Raw genomic sequence first — 16841 nt, forward strand, 5'->3', positions numbered from 1 at the left:
CCCTCAGTCTCCGCCCACGAACTCCCAGTCGGCGCCGAACTCGTCGCTCTTGGGCGTGGTCAAGGCCTCGCCGTTCGGGCCGTCGCGGCGCACCACGATGGTGTGCCGGCTGGCCGTGTCCTCGTTCTCGCGAGCCACCACCGTGACCACGTTCATGCCCGGGTTCAGGCTGGCGTCGAAGGTGAAGCCCAGCTTGAGCGGATCCGAGCCCTTGCGGTTCGACTGGTAGAAGACCTTGTGCGAGCCGACGAACACGTAGACGTCGAGCACGCGGTCACCGTCGGTCGCGGTACCCTCGATCTTCACCTTGTCGCCGCGCATGGCGAGCGACGCGGGCTTGAGCTCGATCAGCGGCGGCGAGTGGGTCAGGTGCGGCTTGAAGACGAGCTTCGCCCCCGCGCCGTCCTTGATGGCGGACGATTCCACGAAGCCGAAGCGATCGCCGTCGATGCGCACCTTGGTGAACGCGCCGAAGGTCCCGAGGCGATCGAGCCCGGAGCCCTTGGCGACCTCGCCGACCAGGGGCGCGCTGGCCAGCGGCTGGCCGCGCACCTGCGCGGCGGACTCGGCGACGACCTTGCCGCCCGCCTGGTTCACGAACACGCCGGCGCGCGTGATCGGGATCACGATCTTCTCGCTGGACACGACGCGCAGATCGCGGTCCGCGATGCTCATCTCGACCTTGGCGAAGTTGTCGGTGAGCCCGTCGAGCACGTCGAAGGTGAAGGCGACCTCGCGCACGTCGCCGGGGTTCATGCTGGGCAGCTCGAAGCGTCCGGCGCGCAGGTACAGGCCGTCGCCGGTCAGGTTGCGGATGTTGGCCTGGGTCTCGAAGGACCTGCCGGTCCCCACGTTCTTCACGGTCAGGTAGAGCGTGACGCCCTCGCCGCGCTGCACCTGTCCGTCGCCGTTGCCGGGGCGGTTGTCCGTGATCTGGTACGAGAAGGCGAAGGCCGGACGCGGCAGGCTCTGCACCGTGGGCCGGAGCTCTTGGTCCTTGGGCGCCGCGCCGCCTTCGGCGAAGAAGCGTACCTTCACCACGTCCTGCCGGGTGATGGCGTCGAGGGGGATCTTGCACACGCGCTTGGCGTCGGTGGGCAGCGGCTTGGTGCTGCCGGGCTTTCGCCCGTCGAGCTCGCACCAGCCGAAGGGCACCGTGGCCGTGCGGGTCTTGCCGGGCTCGACCTTGCCGAACACCAGCTCCTTCTCGTCGTAATAGCCGCCGTCGCTCTTGGTCAGCGCGCGCAGCTGGTAGATCGGCTCCTTGCCGTTGTTCTTCACCGTGACCTTGAGGTTCATCGGCTCACCGGCGCTGACCGTGTCCGCCTTGCGGTCGGTCTCCAGCTTGAGCTCGTAGTCCTCCGCGCTCGGGCCCTTGGCGTCCTTGGGCGCGGGGCTCCAGTCGATGCCCAGCTTCGTGAGGTCGGCGGCGACGGCCTGGAGCTGTCCGTCTTGCGCCTTCTCGACCACGGCCTTCGACGCGCGCAGCTGATCGGGGCGCTTGGCCTGGGGCAGCTTGGCGACCAGGTCCCGGCCGAACGCGATGGGGAAATCGAGCTGGAACTCGTCCTCCAGATCGCCCCCCAGATCGCGCATCTTGGCCCGCTCCGCCTCCGGCAGGTTGTAGCGCAGCTTGTACGAGGGGCGGTCGCTCGAGCGCTTCAGCGCGCCGCCCAGGCTCTTGGACAGGTCGCGCTCCTTGACCGGGCTCTCCTCGCTGTAGAGATCCATCTCCAGCGTGTCGGCGGTCATGGGGTCGAGCTGCACGTCCGGTGCGACGCCCACGCCCTGAATCGACACGTCCCCCGGCGTCAGGTACTGCGCGATGGTCAGCTTGAGCGCCGCGCCGTCCGGCGTGATGCGCGGGAACACCAGCTGCACGGTGCCCTTGCCGAAGCTGGTCTGGCCGACGATGACCGCGCGGTCCTGGTTCTTCAGCGCGCCCGCGACGATCTCGCTGGCGCTGGCGCTCGAGCCGTTCTGCAAGACCACGATCGGGTAGTTCGGCTCGGTGCCCCGCGGCACGGCCTTCTTCTCCTCGCGGCCCTCGGCAGCGCCGACCGTGGCCACGATGGGGCCGGTCTCCAGGAACTTGTCGGCGACCTTCGCCGCCTGATCGAGCAGGCCGCCGGGGTTGCCGCGCAGGTCGAGCACGAGGCCCTTGATGGGCTCACCCTTGGCGAGATCCGCCAGGGCCGCGTCCAGCTCGTCGGAGGTGCTCGACTGGAACTGCTTCAGGCGCACGTAGCCGATGCCGGGCGAGAGCGAGCGGTAGTCCACGCTCTTGATGCGGATCTCTTCGCGAGTCAGCTCGAACGGGCGCACGCCCTGCCAACCGTCGTTGCCGTCCCGGTGTACCCAGATGGTGACCTTCGAGCCGGGCTTGCCGCGCAGGCGCTTGACCGCGTCGTCGAGCGGCATGTTCAGCGTGGACTCGTTGTTGATCTTCATGATGCGGTCCATCCGCTTCAGCCCGGCGCGTCCCGCCGGCGTGTCCGGCATCGGGCGCATGATGGTGAGCTGCTGATCGCGGATGGAGATGACGATGCCGAGACCCCCGAAATGGCCCGAGGTGGAGAGGTTCATCTCCTTGTAGGCCTCGGGGCTCAAAAACACGCTGTGCGGGTCGAGGGTGCGCAGCATGCCGTTGCAGGCCGCGTACTCGATGTCGCGCAGATCGACCTCGGTGTCCTTCAGGTTCGCTTGCAGGAACGCGAACACCTCGCGCAGCCGCGCCGCGACGTCCCAGGGGCCCTGGATGTTGTCGACGCGAAACTCCTTCTCCTCCGTGTCGGCGCGCACCTTCACCGTGGGCGACTTCTCGTCGTGGAGGATGATGACCTGCGCGACCTCCTTCTGGACCTGGTTCAGCGCGGACAGGAACATCTGCTGGGGCTTGACCCGGCCCGGCTCGACGTATTTGTCGCGGATGGTCTTGAGTGTCTCGTTGACCGCCGTCAGCTGCGTCAGGTCGTAGGGCGCCTTGCTCTCGCCGGGCGCGCTCACCGCGTGGGCGGCCTCGAGGCCCTTCCACAGCCCACCGGTGCCGAAGCGAAGCGCGAAGAAGGAGGCGAGGGCGAACACCCCCAGGACGACGATCGCGCGGCCGAGCCGCTCCAGAATTCGCATCGGACGGGCAGTATAGTGCGAGGACCGAAAGTCAGCCGCTTCGATGCGCGCGAGCGCTGTTTCCTTGGAAATTCCTGTTAGGCTCGGCGGGCCATGTCCCTGACCTGTCCCCGTGACGAAAGCCAGCTCGAGACCAAGACCTACGAGGCCAAGATCGAGATCGACGCCTGCCCCGCCTGCGGCGGCATCTGGCTCGACAAGGGCGAGCTCGAGGCGATTCAGGAGGCCAAGGAGAACGACTACTCCAAGGTGCTCGAGAACCTCCCGGACACCGTGGCCCGCAGCATCAACAAGGTCGCGCAGACGGACACCAGCCCGGTCGGCTGCCCGAAGTGCGGCACCGAGATGGACACGCGCGAGTACGCCTACTGTTCGCAGATCGTCATCGACACCTGCCCCGAGGGCTGCGGCATCTGGCTGGACGCCGGGGAGCTCCAGGCGCTGGAGAAGTTCTTCGAGCGGAGCCAGGCCGAGGCCGGCGACGTCATCCCGCTGCGCTGGCGGCTGTGGGCGACGCTGTCGGGAGTGTTTCGGAAGAAGGGGTGAGCCAGCTCCCCACCGCCTACGCCCTGGTCGTCGCGGGCTTCGATTTCGCGGTGGCCGCGCTGTGCTGGGGCTGGCCGCGGGGGGAGCTCTGGCCGCTCGGCACGCGGCTGACCAGCGTGGCGATGGCGCTGGCGGGGCTCACCTCCATCGCCGCCGGCCTGCTCATGGCCGGCGTCGTGCCGGATCTGGCGATGCGCGCGTTGGTGGCGCTCTCCATCGTGTCGTTCGTGGCCGGCACGGCGGCGGTCATCCCGTCGGACGAGCCGCGCGCCGCGCGTTACCGCACCTGGCTCGGCGTCGTCGGCGTGCCCATTCCATTGGTGGCGGCGTTCCTGGTCGAGATGCTCCCGGCAACGAGCGCGGCGGTCGGCGTACCGCAGCGCGTGCTGACGCTGCCGTCGGCAGCGCTGTTCGCGGTGGCCTGCGGCGCCTTCCAGCTCTCGGAGGCGCTGGCCATCGCGGCGTTCTGGCCGAAGAGCCAGTGGCGCTCGGCGCTGCCGGCGGTGGGGCTGGTGTTCCTGGCCGGCTTCCTCGACGTGGCCGCGCTCATCGGCATGCCGGTGCCGCTGATCGGCGCGGTGACCGCCGCGGCCATCGCCAGCGCGTTCATCGCGTCGCGCATGCTGGCGCAGTTCCGCGTCGCGCTCGAAGGCGCGGAGGGCCGCGTGCCCGGCTTCGCGCTGCAACGCTTCCTGGGCGCCGGCGGCATGGCGGAGGTGTTCGTCGCCGAAGCGGTGGGGCTGCTGGGCAAGAAGCGCGTCGCCGCGGTGAAGCGAGTTCGCCGCGATCTGGTGGACAACGTCGAGCTCTGCGCGATGTTCCTGGACGAAGCCCGCCTCGCCGCCGAGCTCCGGCACCCGAACATCGTCGAGGTCTACAGCTTCGGCACCGGCGGCCCGGGCTCCCACGTGCGCCCGTACATCGCCATGGAGCTGGTCGAGGGTCTGCCGCTGGCGGTGCTGCTCCGCCACTCCGCTTTGGCCCACCGCGAGCTGCCGCTCGCGGCGGTGAGTGAGATCGGCGTCTCACTGGCGTCCGCCCTCCACTACGCCCACACGCTGCGCCGGCACGACGGCGAGCCGCTCCGCATCGTGCACCGCGACGTCTCGCCGCACAACGTGCTGATCTCCCGCGAGGGAGAGGTGAAGCTCATCGACTTCGGCATCGCCCGCGCCGCCACCCGCGCCACGCACACCAAGACCGGTCACATGCGCGGCAAGCTGGCCTACGCCGCCCCGGAGCAGATCTCGGCGGGCGAGGTGGACGCGCGCACCGACGTGTTCGCCCTGGGCGTGCTGCTGTACGAGACCGCGACGCTGACCCGACCGTTCAGCGGCGACAGCGAGCCGGCCATCGTGGCGGCGATCTTGGAGGGGCGCCGCAAGCGGCTGACCGAGCTCCGCCCCGACGCGAAGCCGCTGGCGGACGCGATCGAGCGGGCGATGCAGATCGACCCGGCAAAGCGCCCGCAGAGCGCCGCGGAGCTCGAGGAGGCGCTCGAGCGAGGGGTCGCCCGCGAGGGCGCCGGCAAGCGCGCGCTCTCCGAGCTGGTCGCGATGGTCGAGCGGGACCTCGCGAAGTCGCGCCCCGTCGGCAGCGGCCCCGAGCTCGAGATCGGCGCGACGACCCTGACCGGCTCCGGGCCTCACAGCGGCGACACCGCGACGGTGGCGGACTCGGTGGCGCCTAAGGGGTGAGGTTGGTGCGCGCCCGCTGCCAGCTCCAATTCAAATCGGAGGCAAGTCGCCACACGCGGCGTTCAGGCAGTCCTTCAGGCAAGAGCAGTCGCCGGTGCCCGCCGAGCACCCCGCCAGCGCGTTGCCGAATCCAAACCCAGTCTTGCCCGCCTCGCAGTCCGCGAGGCACCCCGCTTCATCGCAAAAGTCGAAGGGGCTGATGCTGCAGCCGGACGCGCACAGCGCCTTGTAGTTGCCACACGCCTTCTGGCAATCGATCCCAGCCGGAGGGAAGGAGACGTGGTTGCCACCTCCGGCGCAGCTCCCCATGCCGTTCGGAGGAACCACCGGGCTCGGGCAGACCGAGCCGCCGTCGCTGCCGCCGGTGCCGCCGGTGCCGCCGGTTCCGCCGGTTCCGGCGTCGACACCGCTTTTCGAGTCGTCACCTCCGCACGCAACCAGCAGGGCAGCCACCAAGAGTGAAGTCCGGAGCATGCCCAAGCCTACCACTCGGTGGACGATGCACACAGGGTCGCGGACTCGGTGGCGCCGAAGAGGTGAGCGAGCTCTCGAGACGCACCGACGGCTCAGCGATACGCCGGGCCCTCGCCGGGCAAGCGCTTGCCCAGCATCGTCGCGGCGGCGTCCGAGATTCGACCCAGCGCCCCGAGCACGCTCGCGCCCGTCGCGCCCGCCACCGCGAGGCGCAGCGTCAGCCCGGTGTCGTCACCCCTGACGGGACCCAACTGTCGGAGCTGCAATAGCTGGCGACGCGCGGTGGGTGAGAAGACCACCTGCGCGCGGGCCTGATCGTAGACGCGGAGGTCGAACCAGCTGTCGAAGACGGCGTCGCCGGTGGTGAACCGGGGACGCGAGAAGAAGAGCTCGGTCAAGAACGCTGGTCCTTTCATGCAATCGTCGAGCGCCAGCTCCAGCCGGATCGGCTCTGGAAAGCGCGCGTGGACCACGAGCTCGTAGTCGAGGGCCCTCTTCCGGGCCACGCGCGCCCTGCACTCGATGCCCAAACGGCGACCCGCCAGGCCGAGAGGAGCCAACGTGAACCGCATGCCCGTGTCCCGAGCCACCAGGTCCATCTGTTGGGCGAGACCCACGAGCGAGGCTGTGGTCGGAACGCTCGCTCGAACAACCTCGACCGTAATCACGACCTCGGCGGCCGCGCTCATCAGGTAGGTGAGATAGCCGTCGGGCCCATACGGCAGCTGCCCCTGCGCGGACGGTAGGGTCAGGATGGTGATCCCGGCGTCGGTCAGCGCGACGCACGGCCGGTCCTTGACACGTTCGGTGTGGGCAAGAGCGCGCATCAGCGCGGTCTGCACCGGCTCGGTGAGCAGCGCGTGAGCGCGGGCCGGCTCATCGGCGTGAACGCTGAAGCTGGGCGCGAAGCGTCCCCAGATGTCGGGGGCACGGCCCTGCACGCTCAGGCCGAGGTCGAGCGGCGCGGTGAATGACGCCGAAACCGTGAGGCTCGCGGGCTCACCCCGGCTGCCGCCGAAGTACACGACCTCGAGAGTGTATGACGCGTACTCGAGCTCGAATCGCCTCTCGGCTGGACCACCGTAAGCGATGGTGCCCGACCGCACGGCGACGCGCTCGACAGCGCCGGGCATGGAACTCCGGAACTGCACGGCGAGCTACCGTATCACCGTCCAGGCAGGGCCTGCGCACGCCCCAGCTGTGGGAGACCCCGGCGGCGCCGCCCTGCGTGCAGATCGATCCTGGCGGCATCGACCCTTCGCCGGACGCCGGAGACGCAGACCCCGACGCGAGCGGCGACTGAGGCGTTGCCCGTGCCGTCGGAGTCGCCGAACATGGGCCGGGACCATGTGCATCTTCTCCCAGCCCGTGAGCCACGTCGCCGCGACCAAGATCTTCGCTCGCGTCGAGGGCGGCGAGCAGCTCCTCGCCTACGAGATGGAGCTCGCCGCGCTCGGCGACGTCGCGATGGTGCTCCCGCTGCCCGTCGAGCCCGGGCACGGCGAGGCCGGGCTCCGCTTCATCGACCTGTCGGGCTATCCCGGGTTCTTCGACGACCTGCGGAGCGCGTTCCCGGAGCCGATCTCGGGTCAGGCCTTCGGCGCGTCGCGGGCGGTGCAGCACCTGGTGGTGCACCAGGTCGGTGACTTCGAGGCCTCCTTCGTGCCGAGCCTCGCGGACTTCGGGCGCCTGGAGCCGCGCTTCGTCGTGGCCCCGGAGATCTGGCAACGCTTGCCGCAGTACCGCGACTTCGGCTTCGCGGTCTTCAAGCTGCGGGGCGAGAAGCAAGGCTTCTGGCAGTCGCTCGGCTTCGGACGCCGCCGGGCGGCGGAGACCAAGAAGGTCCACCCGATGGCGCTCGCCTTTCGCACGCGAGCGCCGGCCGAGCTGTTCTTCCCCACGGTGCACGTGCACTCGGGCCGCGTCGAAGAGCGCGCCGCCTTCGATCACGAGCTGTATTGCCAGGCGCGGCGCGCGCCGGCGGGTTGGTTCTCGGCGTCGAAGCCCGTCGGCAGCCACGAGGCCGGCAAGAGTCAGGGGCTGCTCTCCGCCTCTGCCGGCTGCTTTCGCTTGGTGAAGACCGGCCTGCACGAGAACGCCGACGTGATCGTGAAGCCGCCACCACGCGGCGTCGCGACGCGCGCCGAGCACCCCGAGGCCCTCGAGCTCGTCGTGTCCCAGCCGGTCGTCGGCGGCGCGCTGACCTCGTTCGACAACGTCGTCCGGAACGTGCTCGGTCGGTTGAACGAGGAGCTTCGAGCCCTGCACCAGCGTCACGTCGCCGGGTGGATCGGCTCGTCCACCGTGCTCTTCGACTTCGATGCGGCAGGCGGCCAGCCTTTGCGGGTGGACGTCGAGAGCGACTACGACGACCGGGCGTTCGTGGCGGAGCTGGAGCAGCTCGCTCGCACGGTCGTCCTTCCACCCCTACCCGGCAGCGGCGTGGGCAGCGTGGAGCTGCGAGTGGGTCTAGGTTTCGTGCCGCGCTCGCCGGTCCCCGGCGCGACCTGAGCCACGCTCGAGCAGCGCGACGAGCCCGGTGAGCGGGACCGACACCCACGCCGGGCGGTTGTCCAGCTCGTACGCGACCTCGTACAGAGCCTTCTCGAGCAGGCACACGTCGAGCTCGCGCTGGAGGTCTTTGGCGTCCGCAGGCACGAGCCCCGAGTCCGCGGTGCGAGCCAGGTAGCCCGCCACGAACGCCGCGCTCGCGCCCTCCAGCCAGCGCTCGCCCCACGGCGCGAGGAAGGCCAAATCCTCCGGTCGCGCACCGATGGTGGGCACGTCGGCGCTGAGCACGCTCTGGAGCGCGTACTGGAAGGAGCGGAGCATGCCCGCCACGTCGGTGAGGGCCGGGCGGCGGCGGCGGCGGTCGGCCAAGCTGCGGGCGGGCTCGCCTTCGAAGTCCACGATGGCGAAGTCCTTGCCGGTGAACAGCACCTGACCCAGGTGGTAGTCGCCGTGGACGCGGATGCCGGTGGAGCGCGACCCGAGGCGAATGCGGGACTGGATCTCCCGTCGCTTCCTCAGCACCGTTCGCGCGAGGCCCGCCGCTTGTTCCGGCAAGCGCGGCAGCTCGCGCTCGAGCAGGTCGAGCGAGCGCGCCGTCAGCGTGCGCCGCCCTTGGTACTCCGCCCGCGCGCTCAGCGCCTTCGGCACGAAGTCCGGGTGCTGGCAGGCGGCGAGGGCCAGGTGCAGCTCGGCGGTGCGCCGCCCGAGCCGCTCGGCGATCTCGGCGAACGCGCCGAGCAGCTCGGCGTCGGGGCGCGCGCCGGTCTTGCCCCTCCCGCGCTTCTTCGCGGGCGGCGGCAGCCGACGCACCAACGCTTGCTCGAAGAAGCGGCGGATCTCGTCGAGGGTGAGCTGCCAGGCCGAGCCTTGATTCGGGATGAAGCGGGTGAAGCTCGCCAGCGTCTGCAGCGTGCCGTCCGCGCCGAGTAAGTCCAAGCTCCCGAGCAGCTCGGGGACGCCGAGCTCGGCAGCGCGGGGAGCGAGCGCGCGGAGGACCTCCACCTCGACGCTCGGACCGCCCTCCAGGCAGCGCACCAGCTTGCAGACCAGATCGTTGCCGAGCAGAAAACAGGTGTTGCTCTGATCCGCGGAGGCGCGGCGGGCGCTCTCGATGGTCTGGTCCGCGACCTCGGGGCTCACGCTCCCGACCAGCGTGCCGAGCGGCGCCTTGGTGCGCCGGCCTGCGCGCGCCAGCGCCAGCAAGCTCTTGCCGAGCTCGGGGTCGTCGCTGACCTCGACCAGCGAGCGGCTCCACTCGCTGCCCTTTCGTCTCACCAGCGCCAGAGGAGCTTCGTGAGCCTCGCGCGCGGCGCGCAGCGCGATCAGGTAGACGTCCGGAGAGCCTCCGCGCTGCGTCGCCTCCAGCATCACCAGGCGCGTGTCTCGCACCGCGTCGAGCTCCACGCTGCCGGCGACGCGCACCCGCACCTTGCGCGTCTTGCCGCGGAACCAGCGGCGCCCGGCGATCCAGCTCTCCAGTTGGGCTTCGAGCGGCGCGGCTTTCGTCCGCGCTTCGAGGAGCTCGTACCAGTGCTGCGCGACCGTGAGCGTGGGAGCAGGCGGCGGCTCGGGGCTGGGCGCGGCGCTCGATTGCAGGTGGAACCAGTAGAAGTCGTGCGGGCCCAGCGACACGCGGTAGCGCCCGTTGCCGATGGTCGGAAAGGTGGCGCCGCCGAACAGCTCGACGGGGACGAGCCCGCGCAGCCCTCCCAGCTCCAGCGCCGCCGCCTGCACGAAGCGCGACAAGTTCGCCACCACGAGCAGGCGCTCCTCGCCGTCTCGGCGCACGAACGCGAGCACGGCGCGGTTGCCGGACTGGACCGGCTCGAAGCTGCCTCGCCCGAAGGTCGGGTACTGGCGCCGGAGCGCGATCAGGCGCTTCGTCCACCAGAGCAGCGAGCTGGGGTTCCGCTGCTGGTTCTCGACGTTCACCGTCTGGTAGTGGAACTCCGGATCGACCACGGGGGGCAGGAACAGTCGCTGGGGATTGGCGAGCGAGAAGCCGGCGTTCCGATCGGGGCTCCACTGCATGGGCGTGCGCACGCCGTTGCGATCGCCGAGGTAGATGTTGTCCCCCATCCCGATCTCGTCGCCGTAGTAGAGGACGGGGGCGCCGGGCAGCGAGAACAAGAGCGCGTTCATCAGCTCCAGACGCCGCCGGTTGTTCTCGAGCAGCGGCGCGAGCCGTCGCCGGATCCCGACGTTGACCCGCATCTCCGGCTCGCGGGCGTAGGCGTGCAGCATCACGTCGCGCTCCTCGTCGGTCACCATCTCGAGCGTCAGCTCGTCGTGGTTGCGCAGGAACACGGCCCACTGCGCGTCCTTTGGGATGGGCGGCGTCTGCTCCAGAATGTCGAGGATCGGGAAGGCGTCCTCCATGCGCAGCGCCAGGAACAAGCGCGGCATGATCGGGAAGTGGAACGCCATGTGGCACTCGTCGCCGTCGCCGAAGTAGGCGGCGGCGTCCTCCGGCCACTGGTTGGCCTCCGCCAGTAGCATGCGCCCGGGGAAGCGCTCGTCCACGTGGCGGCGCAGGGCGCGTAGGAAGGCGTGAGTCTCGGGGAGGTTCTCCGAGCTCGTCCCCTCGCGCTCGAACAGATAGGGGACGGCGTCGAGCCGCAGGCCGTCCACGCCGAGCTCCAGCCAGAAGTCCACGACGTCGAACAGGGCGCGGGCGACTTCGGGGTTGTCGAAGTTCAGATCCGGCTGGTGCGAGAAGAAGCGGTGCCAGTAGTAGGCCTTGGCCACCGGATCCCAGGCCCAGTTGCTGTTCTCGTAGTCGGTGAAGATGATGCGCGCGTCGGCGTAACGATCGGGCGTGTCGCTCCAGACGTAGAAGTCGCGCTCGGTGCTGCCGGGCGGCGCACGCCGCGCGCGCTGGAACCAGGCGTGGCTGTCGGAGGTGTGGTTCAGCACCAGCTCGGTGACCACGCGAATGCCGCGGGCGTGGGCCGCGTCCACGAAGACGCGAAAGTCCTCGAGCGTCCCGACGGCGGGGTGGACCGCGCAGTAGTCGGCGATGTCGTAGCCGTCGTCACGCAACGGCGACGGGTAGAACGGCAGGAGCCAGAGGGCGGTGATGCCCAGATCGGAGAGGTAGTCGAGCTTCTGGGTCAGCCCCGCGAAGTCGCCGATGCCGTCGCCGTTCGCGTCGTGGAACGCGCGCACCCGGAGCTCGTAGAAGACGGCGTCCTTGTACCAGGTCACTACCAGCGTCTCCGAGCCGGCGCGCCCTTCAGATCCGGTCCGGGCAAAACCTCGACCAGCGGGATCTTCGCGGACTCCTCCTCGTAGATCTTCTTCATCTCCGCGAGCTTCTCGGGCTTCTTCGCCGAGAGATCCTCCTTCTCCCAGGGATCGCTCGCCAGGTCGAACAGCATGAAGGCCTTGTCGTCGCCGAACGCGACGATCTTCCAGTCGCCGTCGATGACGGCCCGCCGCCGGTCCATCAGATCGGCGCGCGGCTGGTCGGCGATGACGCGGCGCTTCTCCGCGGGCCTGTCGCCCAGCACCTCGGGGACCAGGCTCTGGCCCCGGAACGCGGGCTCGGCGGGCAGTCCCATCAGATCGGCGATGGTCGGCGCCAGGTCGATGTGGCTGCGACGTACGTCCTCCACCAGACGCGGCTTGGCGCCGGGAACGCAGAGCAGCCACGGCACTCGGATCACCGACTCCCACAGCTCGTGCCCGTGCCGGTTGTGATCGCGCTCGCCGAAGCTCTCGCCGTGGTCCGAGCTGATGAGCACCGCCGTCTCCTTCCACCACGACTGGCGCTTCAGGAACTCGAGCAGCTCGCCGACCCAGTGGTCCGTGTACAGGACCTCGTGGTCGTAGAGATCCCGCGGCTTGAGCCCGTAGCGCTCGAAGCCCGCGTGCGCCTCGTAGGTGTGGTGCGGGTCCATGTAGTGGGCGAAGGCGAAGAAGCGCTTGCCGCCCCCGGGCGCGGTGTTCTCGGGCTTCCCCAGCTCCTCCATCGCCAGCTTGGTGAGCGGCTCGCTGGTCACGGAGACGACCTCCTTCAGATCCACCCCTCCGGGCAACGTGCGGCTCACGTCGAAGCCCTGGTGAGTGAGGAAGGTGGGCAGGAAGTAGCCGTGCGCCTGCGTCGAGAGCGTGCGGTGCCCCGCCGTCTGCGCGCGCTCGCTCACGAACAGGTTCTTCGCGTCGGGGTAGCGCGTGAAGAAGTACGCGTCCCGCTCCATGGCGCTCGGGTATTCGCCGACCAGCGCCGGCACCACGCTCTTGGCGGTGTAGCTCGAGAGCGAGTAGCCGTTCGCGTAGGCCACGCAGTGGTCGCGCCGGAAGGCGTCGATGCGGGGCGTGGTCTGGCGCGGGTATCCGGTCCACGAGACGTCGGCGCGCAGGCTGTCGATGAAGATCAGGATCACGTTGAGCGGCGTGCGCGCCTCGGGCGCGGCGTCGGCAGGGGCCGGCGCGGCGCTGGCGGAGCCCACGGGTGCCGCGGACGGCTCGGCACGGGTGGGCGCGGGCGTCTCGCGGCGACAGGCGGCGAGCGCCAAGGACGCTGCCAGCGCCGCGAGCGGCAGGACCGGCGAGGCCCGGCGCGGAGCCGTGCGTAGCCGCACGAGCTCCGCGAGCAAAGCTTCCACCTCGGACTGGTCCTTCACGTGATGGCTGGCGCGCGTGCTGCGCGAGGCTCCGACGCGGACCGCGAGGAAGCGCGGTCCGGAGAGGGCGAACGCGTCCTCGTCGGTCACGTCGTCGCCGACGTAGAGGACCGAGTCGGCACCGAGCCGGCGGCGCCAGCTCGACACGGCGCTGCCCTTGTGGGGCGCCCGCTTGGGGACGACGTTCACCACCGCGTGGCCTTCCACGCGGCGCACGCCCGGGAGCCGATCGACCGCGGCCACGATGGCGCGCCAGGCAGCGGTGGGCCGCGGCGCACGCCGATAGTGAACGGCGAGGGACGCGCCCTTGTCTTCGATCTCGACCCCCGGCAGCTCGGCGAGCTCGCGCTCGAGCCGAGTGAGCCAGCGACGCACGCTCGACGGGGCAGAGGTTCCAACCTCCTCGGCACCGTGATTGCCGACGATGCCCGCGAGCGGCAGCCCGCTGAGCCGACCGGCGACGTCCGCTCGGGCGCGCCCCGACACCACGACGACCGGATACAGGCGCGCCACCGCGACGAGTAGCCGCCGCGTCGAGGCAGGCATTCGCGCACGATCGCGATCGGAGACGATCGGGCAGAGCGTACCGTCGAAGTCCAAGGCCAGGAGCGGACGGCGAGCCGCGAGCTCCGCCAGTCGCGCGCGGCCGTCCTTGGCAAAGAGGTGCCGGGTCATTCGGCCGCCTCGTCCACGGACTCGAACGCCAGGCGCACGCGCTGCCGCCGCCGCAGGCGCGCCGCGTCCACCAGCATCCGACCCGCCCAGCGGTACACGTTGAACTCGGCGACGTAGCGGCGGAGCGCCCGCATGCGCTGGCGTTGTTCGTCCGGCGTCATGGACAACGCCGCCGCCAGGGCGACGCTGGCCTGCTCGATGTCGTAGGGGTTGACCAGCAGCGCTTCGGGCATTTCTTGGGCCGCTCCGGTGAACTGGCTCAGCACGAGGACGCCGGCTTCGTCCTCCCGCGCGGCCACGAACTCCTTGGCCACCAGGTTCATTCCGTCGTGGAGGCTGCTCACGTAGGCCAGGTCGGCGGCCCGGTACAGCTCGAAGACCCGCGGCGGCTCGTGGTGCTCGCGGAGCAGCACGATGGGGCGGTAGCCCTCGGTGCCGAAGCGCTCGTTGATGCGCTCGGCCAGCGCCACGACCGCCTCGTTGAGCAGCCGATAGCGCTCGAGCACGGTGCGGCTGGGGGCGGCCACCTGGATGAAGCTGAAGCGGCCGCGGTACTCCGGGTGCGCCTCCAGCATCCGCTCGACGGCGAGCAGGCGCTCCTCGACGCCCTTGGTGTAGTCCAGGCGATCGACGCCGACGCCGATCAGCGCGTCCTCGCCGAGCCCGAGCTCGACCCGCACGCGCCTCCGGCACTCGCTGGCAGGCGGCAGATCCGCGAGCCAGTGCACCGGCCACTCGACCGAGATCGGATACGGACGGACGAAGGTGCGGTGCCCGCCGCGAACCACCCCCGCGTTCTCGCGGTCGATGCGTGACTCGAGGAAGCGATCCACCGAGTCGAAGAAGTTGTTGCAGTGCGCCGGGGTGTGGAAGCCGAGGATGCTGCTCCCGAGGAGCCCCTCGAGAATTTCCTTGCGATAGGGGCAGATGCCGAAGCGCTCGGCGTTCGGCCACGGCACGTGCCAGAAGGTGAGCACGGTGGCTCGGGGCAGACGCTCGCGGATCATCCGCGGTGCCAGCGCAAGGTGGTAGTCCTGCACCAGGATGATGGGGTCGTCGGAGTCCACCTCTTCGCAGACCGCGTCCACGAACTTGCGATTTGCGGCCTGATATTGCGCAAAATCGTCGGCCCGGAACACCGGCCGGGTGTGGGCGATGTGGCAGAGCGGCCACAGGCCCTCGTTGGCGAAGCCGTAGTAGTAGCCGGTCTCCTCGGCCTCGGTGAGCCAGACGCGACGGATGGCGTAGGACTCCTCCCCGGGCGGGACGAGCACGCGATCGTGAGCGTCCACGGTGTCGCGATCCGCGGAGCCGCTGCCATGGGCGACCCACACTCCCGAGCACGCGCGCATCACCGGCTCGAGCGCGGTGACGAGGCCGCTGGCGGGATGGACCACGCGCGGCTCACCGTCAGGGACACGCTCGTGGATGTACGGCTCGCGGTTGGCCACCACGACCACGCGCTCGCCGTGCAGATGGCGCTGCAAGGTCTGCTTGAGTCGGGCCGGCGTCCAGTCCCCGGACTCCTGTTCGGCCTCGCGCTCGCTGATCACTCGCTCCACCAGCGCACGCACGTCGCCGATCAGGGGGCGGAACTCCGGACGCAACGAGGTCCGCCCGCCGAGCTCGCTGCGGAGCTCCTCGCTCCAGCGCCGGAACGACCAGCGCGTGGCGAGGAAGGTCAAGGCCGAAGCGGCCGCCGCGAGCAGCGCGAACGCCCCGAGTAGGAACCGCTGCGCGGTGGCCTCGCGCCGGTTCAGGAAGGAGAGGTCGTGCACCAGCACGATGAAGCCCATGGAATCGGCCCCGGCGCCGAGCGGCATCGCGGAGACGTGGACGTCGCCGCCTGGCAGCTCGTGGGTCGCGCCGAGCTGGCCGAGCTCACCGCCGACCGTGCGCATCTGCTCGCCGAGGCCGCGGCAGGAGAACACCGCGGGGTAGTCCCGGGTCTTGGCCAGGAGCTCGAACGAGCCCGAGCAGGCCGCCGCCGCCATGATCCGCTCGTCTCGCGCGAGCTCCGAGAGCACGTCCGTCAGCTCCGCCGAGTTGTTCCAGTGCTGGGTCAGCGAGCGGTTGGCGCCGGTGAACGCGAGCTGCGTGCGCAGGTTGATGTCCTTCTCGAACCAGCCCTGAGTCGTGCGGTGCACCAGCGCCCAGGCTGCCCAAGTGAGCAAGCCGAGCGCCAGGACGAGCCCGACAGCGAGGCGAGTGGTCTTCGACAAGGGTCGACCACCATACTCAAGCTCGACGGTCCTCCAACTAGTTTTGACGAGAGCGGAATTGGAGCAGGTGCTCGTCGAACCACTCGCGAGCCGCAGCGCGCACGTTTCCGCGCGCATCCGCCAGAATGCTGGCGTGAGTCTCCCCCGGCAGGAGCAAGAGCCGCGCTCGACCTTCGGCCGCGCGTTCGATGCGATGCGCGTGCTCCACCGACACTTGAGGGTCGTCGCTGCCGTGCACGACGAGCAGCGAAGCACGCATGCGCGCTGCGGACTCCGCCGGCGCCGCGGCGTCCGCGTCGAAGCCGGCCCAGAGCGCGCCCAGATCGACCGCCGAGTCGAGCCAGACGTCCGGCACCGCGGGAGCGAGCGCCGGCAGCTGCCAGCGCACGTAGTCGCGCACCACGCCTCGGAGCGACGCGAACGACGACACCGCGACCACCGCGCGCACCCGCGAATCGGTGGCGGCGAGCGTGAGGGCGGTGGCTGCACCATAGGAGAAGCCGTGGACACCCACCGGTCCCAGCGCGACTCCGCGGGCCTCGAGGCCGTCGAGCAAGGCCGAGACGTCCCGCGCGTCCCCGATCCCGTAGGTCAGATAGCCGCCGCCGGAGTGGCCGTGCCCGCGCAGGTCCACCAACACCACGCGGTAGCCGGCGTCCACGAAGCTCTCGGCCGCGGGCAGCATGCTGCGCTTGTCGAGGCGCACGCCGTGGAGCACGACCAGGGTGCCCCGCGGTGGGCGCTGTGGCTCCACCAACCAGGTCGAGAGCGCGCCGTAGGTCGTGGCCTCGACTCGCCCGCGGGACTCGAGCTCGGCCGGGCAGGGGTCGGCCTCGGGACTCGACGAGCTTCCGTTGGGCGCGTGCGCGACGGCGTAGGCCAAGGTCACCGTGCCGAGCGAGTAGACGGCGAGCGCGAGACCCAAGGCCCGGAACAACCAGCGAAGCATGCGGGGAGAA

At 70.2% G+C, this 16841-nt stretch carries 10 protein-coding genes; 3 read left to right on the forward strand and 7 right to left on the reverse strand.

Going from position 1 to position 16841, the window contains the following annotated elements; translation table 11 throughout:
* Positions 1-3: 3 nt before the first annotated feature.
* Positions 4-3129, reverse strand: a complete 3126-nt coding sequence (locus tag HS104_21110) for a PDZ domain-containing protein (GenBank protein ID MBE7482469.1) — start codon at positions 3127-3129, stop codon at positions 4-6.
* A gap of 93 nt (positions 3130-3222) precedes the next feature.
* Here HS104_21110 and HS104_21115 point away from each other — a divergent pair, with 93 nt between their 5' ends.
* A complete protein-coding gene (locus HS104_21115; protein MBE7482470.1) occupies positions 3223-3675 on the forward strand; it encodes a zf-TFIIB domain-containing protein in 453 nt (150 codons plus the stop codon).
* Positions 3672-5372, forward strand: a complete 1701-nt coding sequence (locus tag HS104_21120; protein MBE7482471.1) for a protein kinase — start codon at positions 3672-3674, stop codon at positions 5370-5372. Before HS104_21115 ends, HS104_21120 begins: the two co-directional genes overlap by 4 nt.
* 30 nt (positions 5373-5402) lie before the next feature.
* Here HS104_21120 and HS104_21125 read toward each other — a convergent pair whose 3' ends face one another.
* Together HS104_21125 and HS104_21130 are read right to left on the reverse strand one after the other, a co-directional pair.
* On the reverse strand, positions 5403-5846 hold the full coding sequence (locus HS104_21125) for a hypothetical protein (protein ID MBE7482472.1): 444 nt from the start codon (positions 5844-5846) through the stop codon (positions 5403-5405).
* 92 nt (positions 5847-5938) lie between these two features.
* On the reverse strand, positions 5939-6979 hold the full coding sequence (locus tag HS104_21130; protein ID MBE7482473.1) for a hypothetical protein: 1041 nt from the start codon (positions 6977-6979) through the stop codon (positions 5939-5941).
* Between the two features lie 214 nt (positions 6980-7193).
* Between HS104_21130 and HS104_21135 the strand changes: the two genes are divergently transcribed.
* A complete protein-coding gene (locus HS104_21135) occupies positions 7194-8357 on the forward strand; it encodes a hypothetical protein (protein MBE7482474.1) in 1164 nt (387 codons plus the stop codon).
* Here the strand turns inward: HS104_21135 and treS are convergent.
* The 4 genes from treS to HS104_21155 are packed head-to-tail and all read right to left on the reverse strand — an operon-like array spanning position 8316 to position 16831.
* On the reverse strand, positions 8316-11570 hold the full coding sequence (gene treS, locus HS104_21140; protein MBE7482475.1) for a maltose alpha-D-glucosyltransferase: 3255 nt from the start codon (positions 11568-11570) through the stop codon (positions 8316-8318). The two genes, HS104_21135 and treS, sit on opposite strands and share 42 nt — an antisense overlap.
* The gene (gene otsB, locus HS104_21145; protein MBE7482476.1) at positions 11564-13660 is read right to left on the reverse strand and encodes a trehalose-phosphatase; all 2097 of its coding nucleotides are present in this window, start codon (positions 13658-13660) and stop codon (positions 11564-11566) included. Before otsB ends, treS begins: the two co-directional genes overlap by 7 nt.
* A complete protein-coding gene (locus HS104_21150) occupies positions 13657-15999 on the reverse strand; it encodes a trehalose-6-phosphate synthase (protein ID MBE7482477.1) in 2343 nt (780 codons plus the stop codon). The genes otsB and HS104_21150 overlap by 4 nt, the downstream gene beginning before the upstream one ends.
* Entirely contained in the window at positions 15920-16831 is a 912-nt protein-coding gene (locus tag HS104_21155; protein MBE7482478.1) for an alpha/beta fold hydrolase, read from the reverse strand. Before HS104_21155 ends, HS104_21150 begins: the two co-directional genes overlap by 80 nt.
* Positions 16832-16841: the final 10 nt, after the last annotated feature.

This window comes from Polyangiaceae bacterium (assembly GCA_015075635.1).
GTDB lineage: Bacteria > Myxococcota_A > Polyangia > Polyangiales > Polyangiaceae > JADJKB01.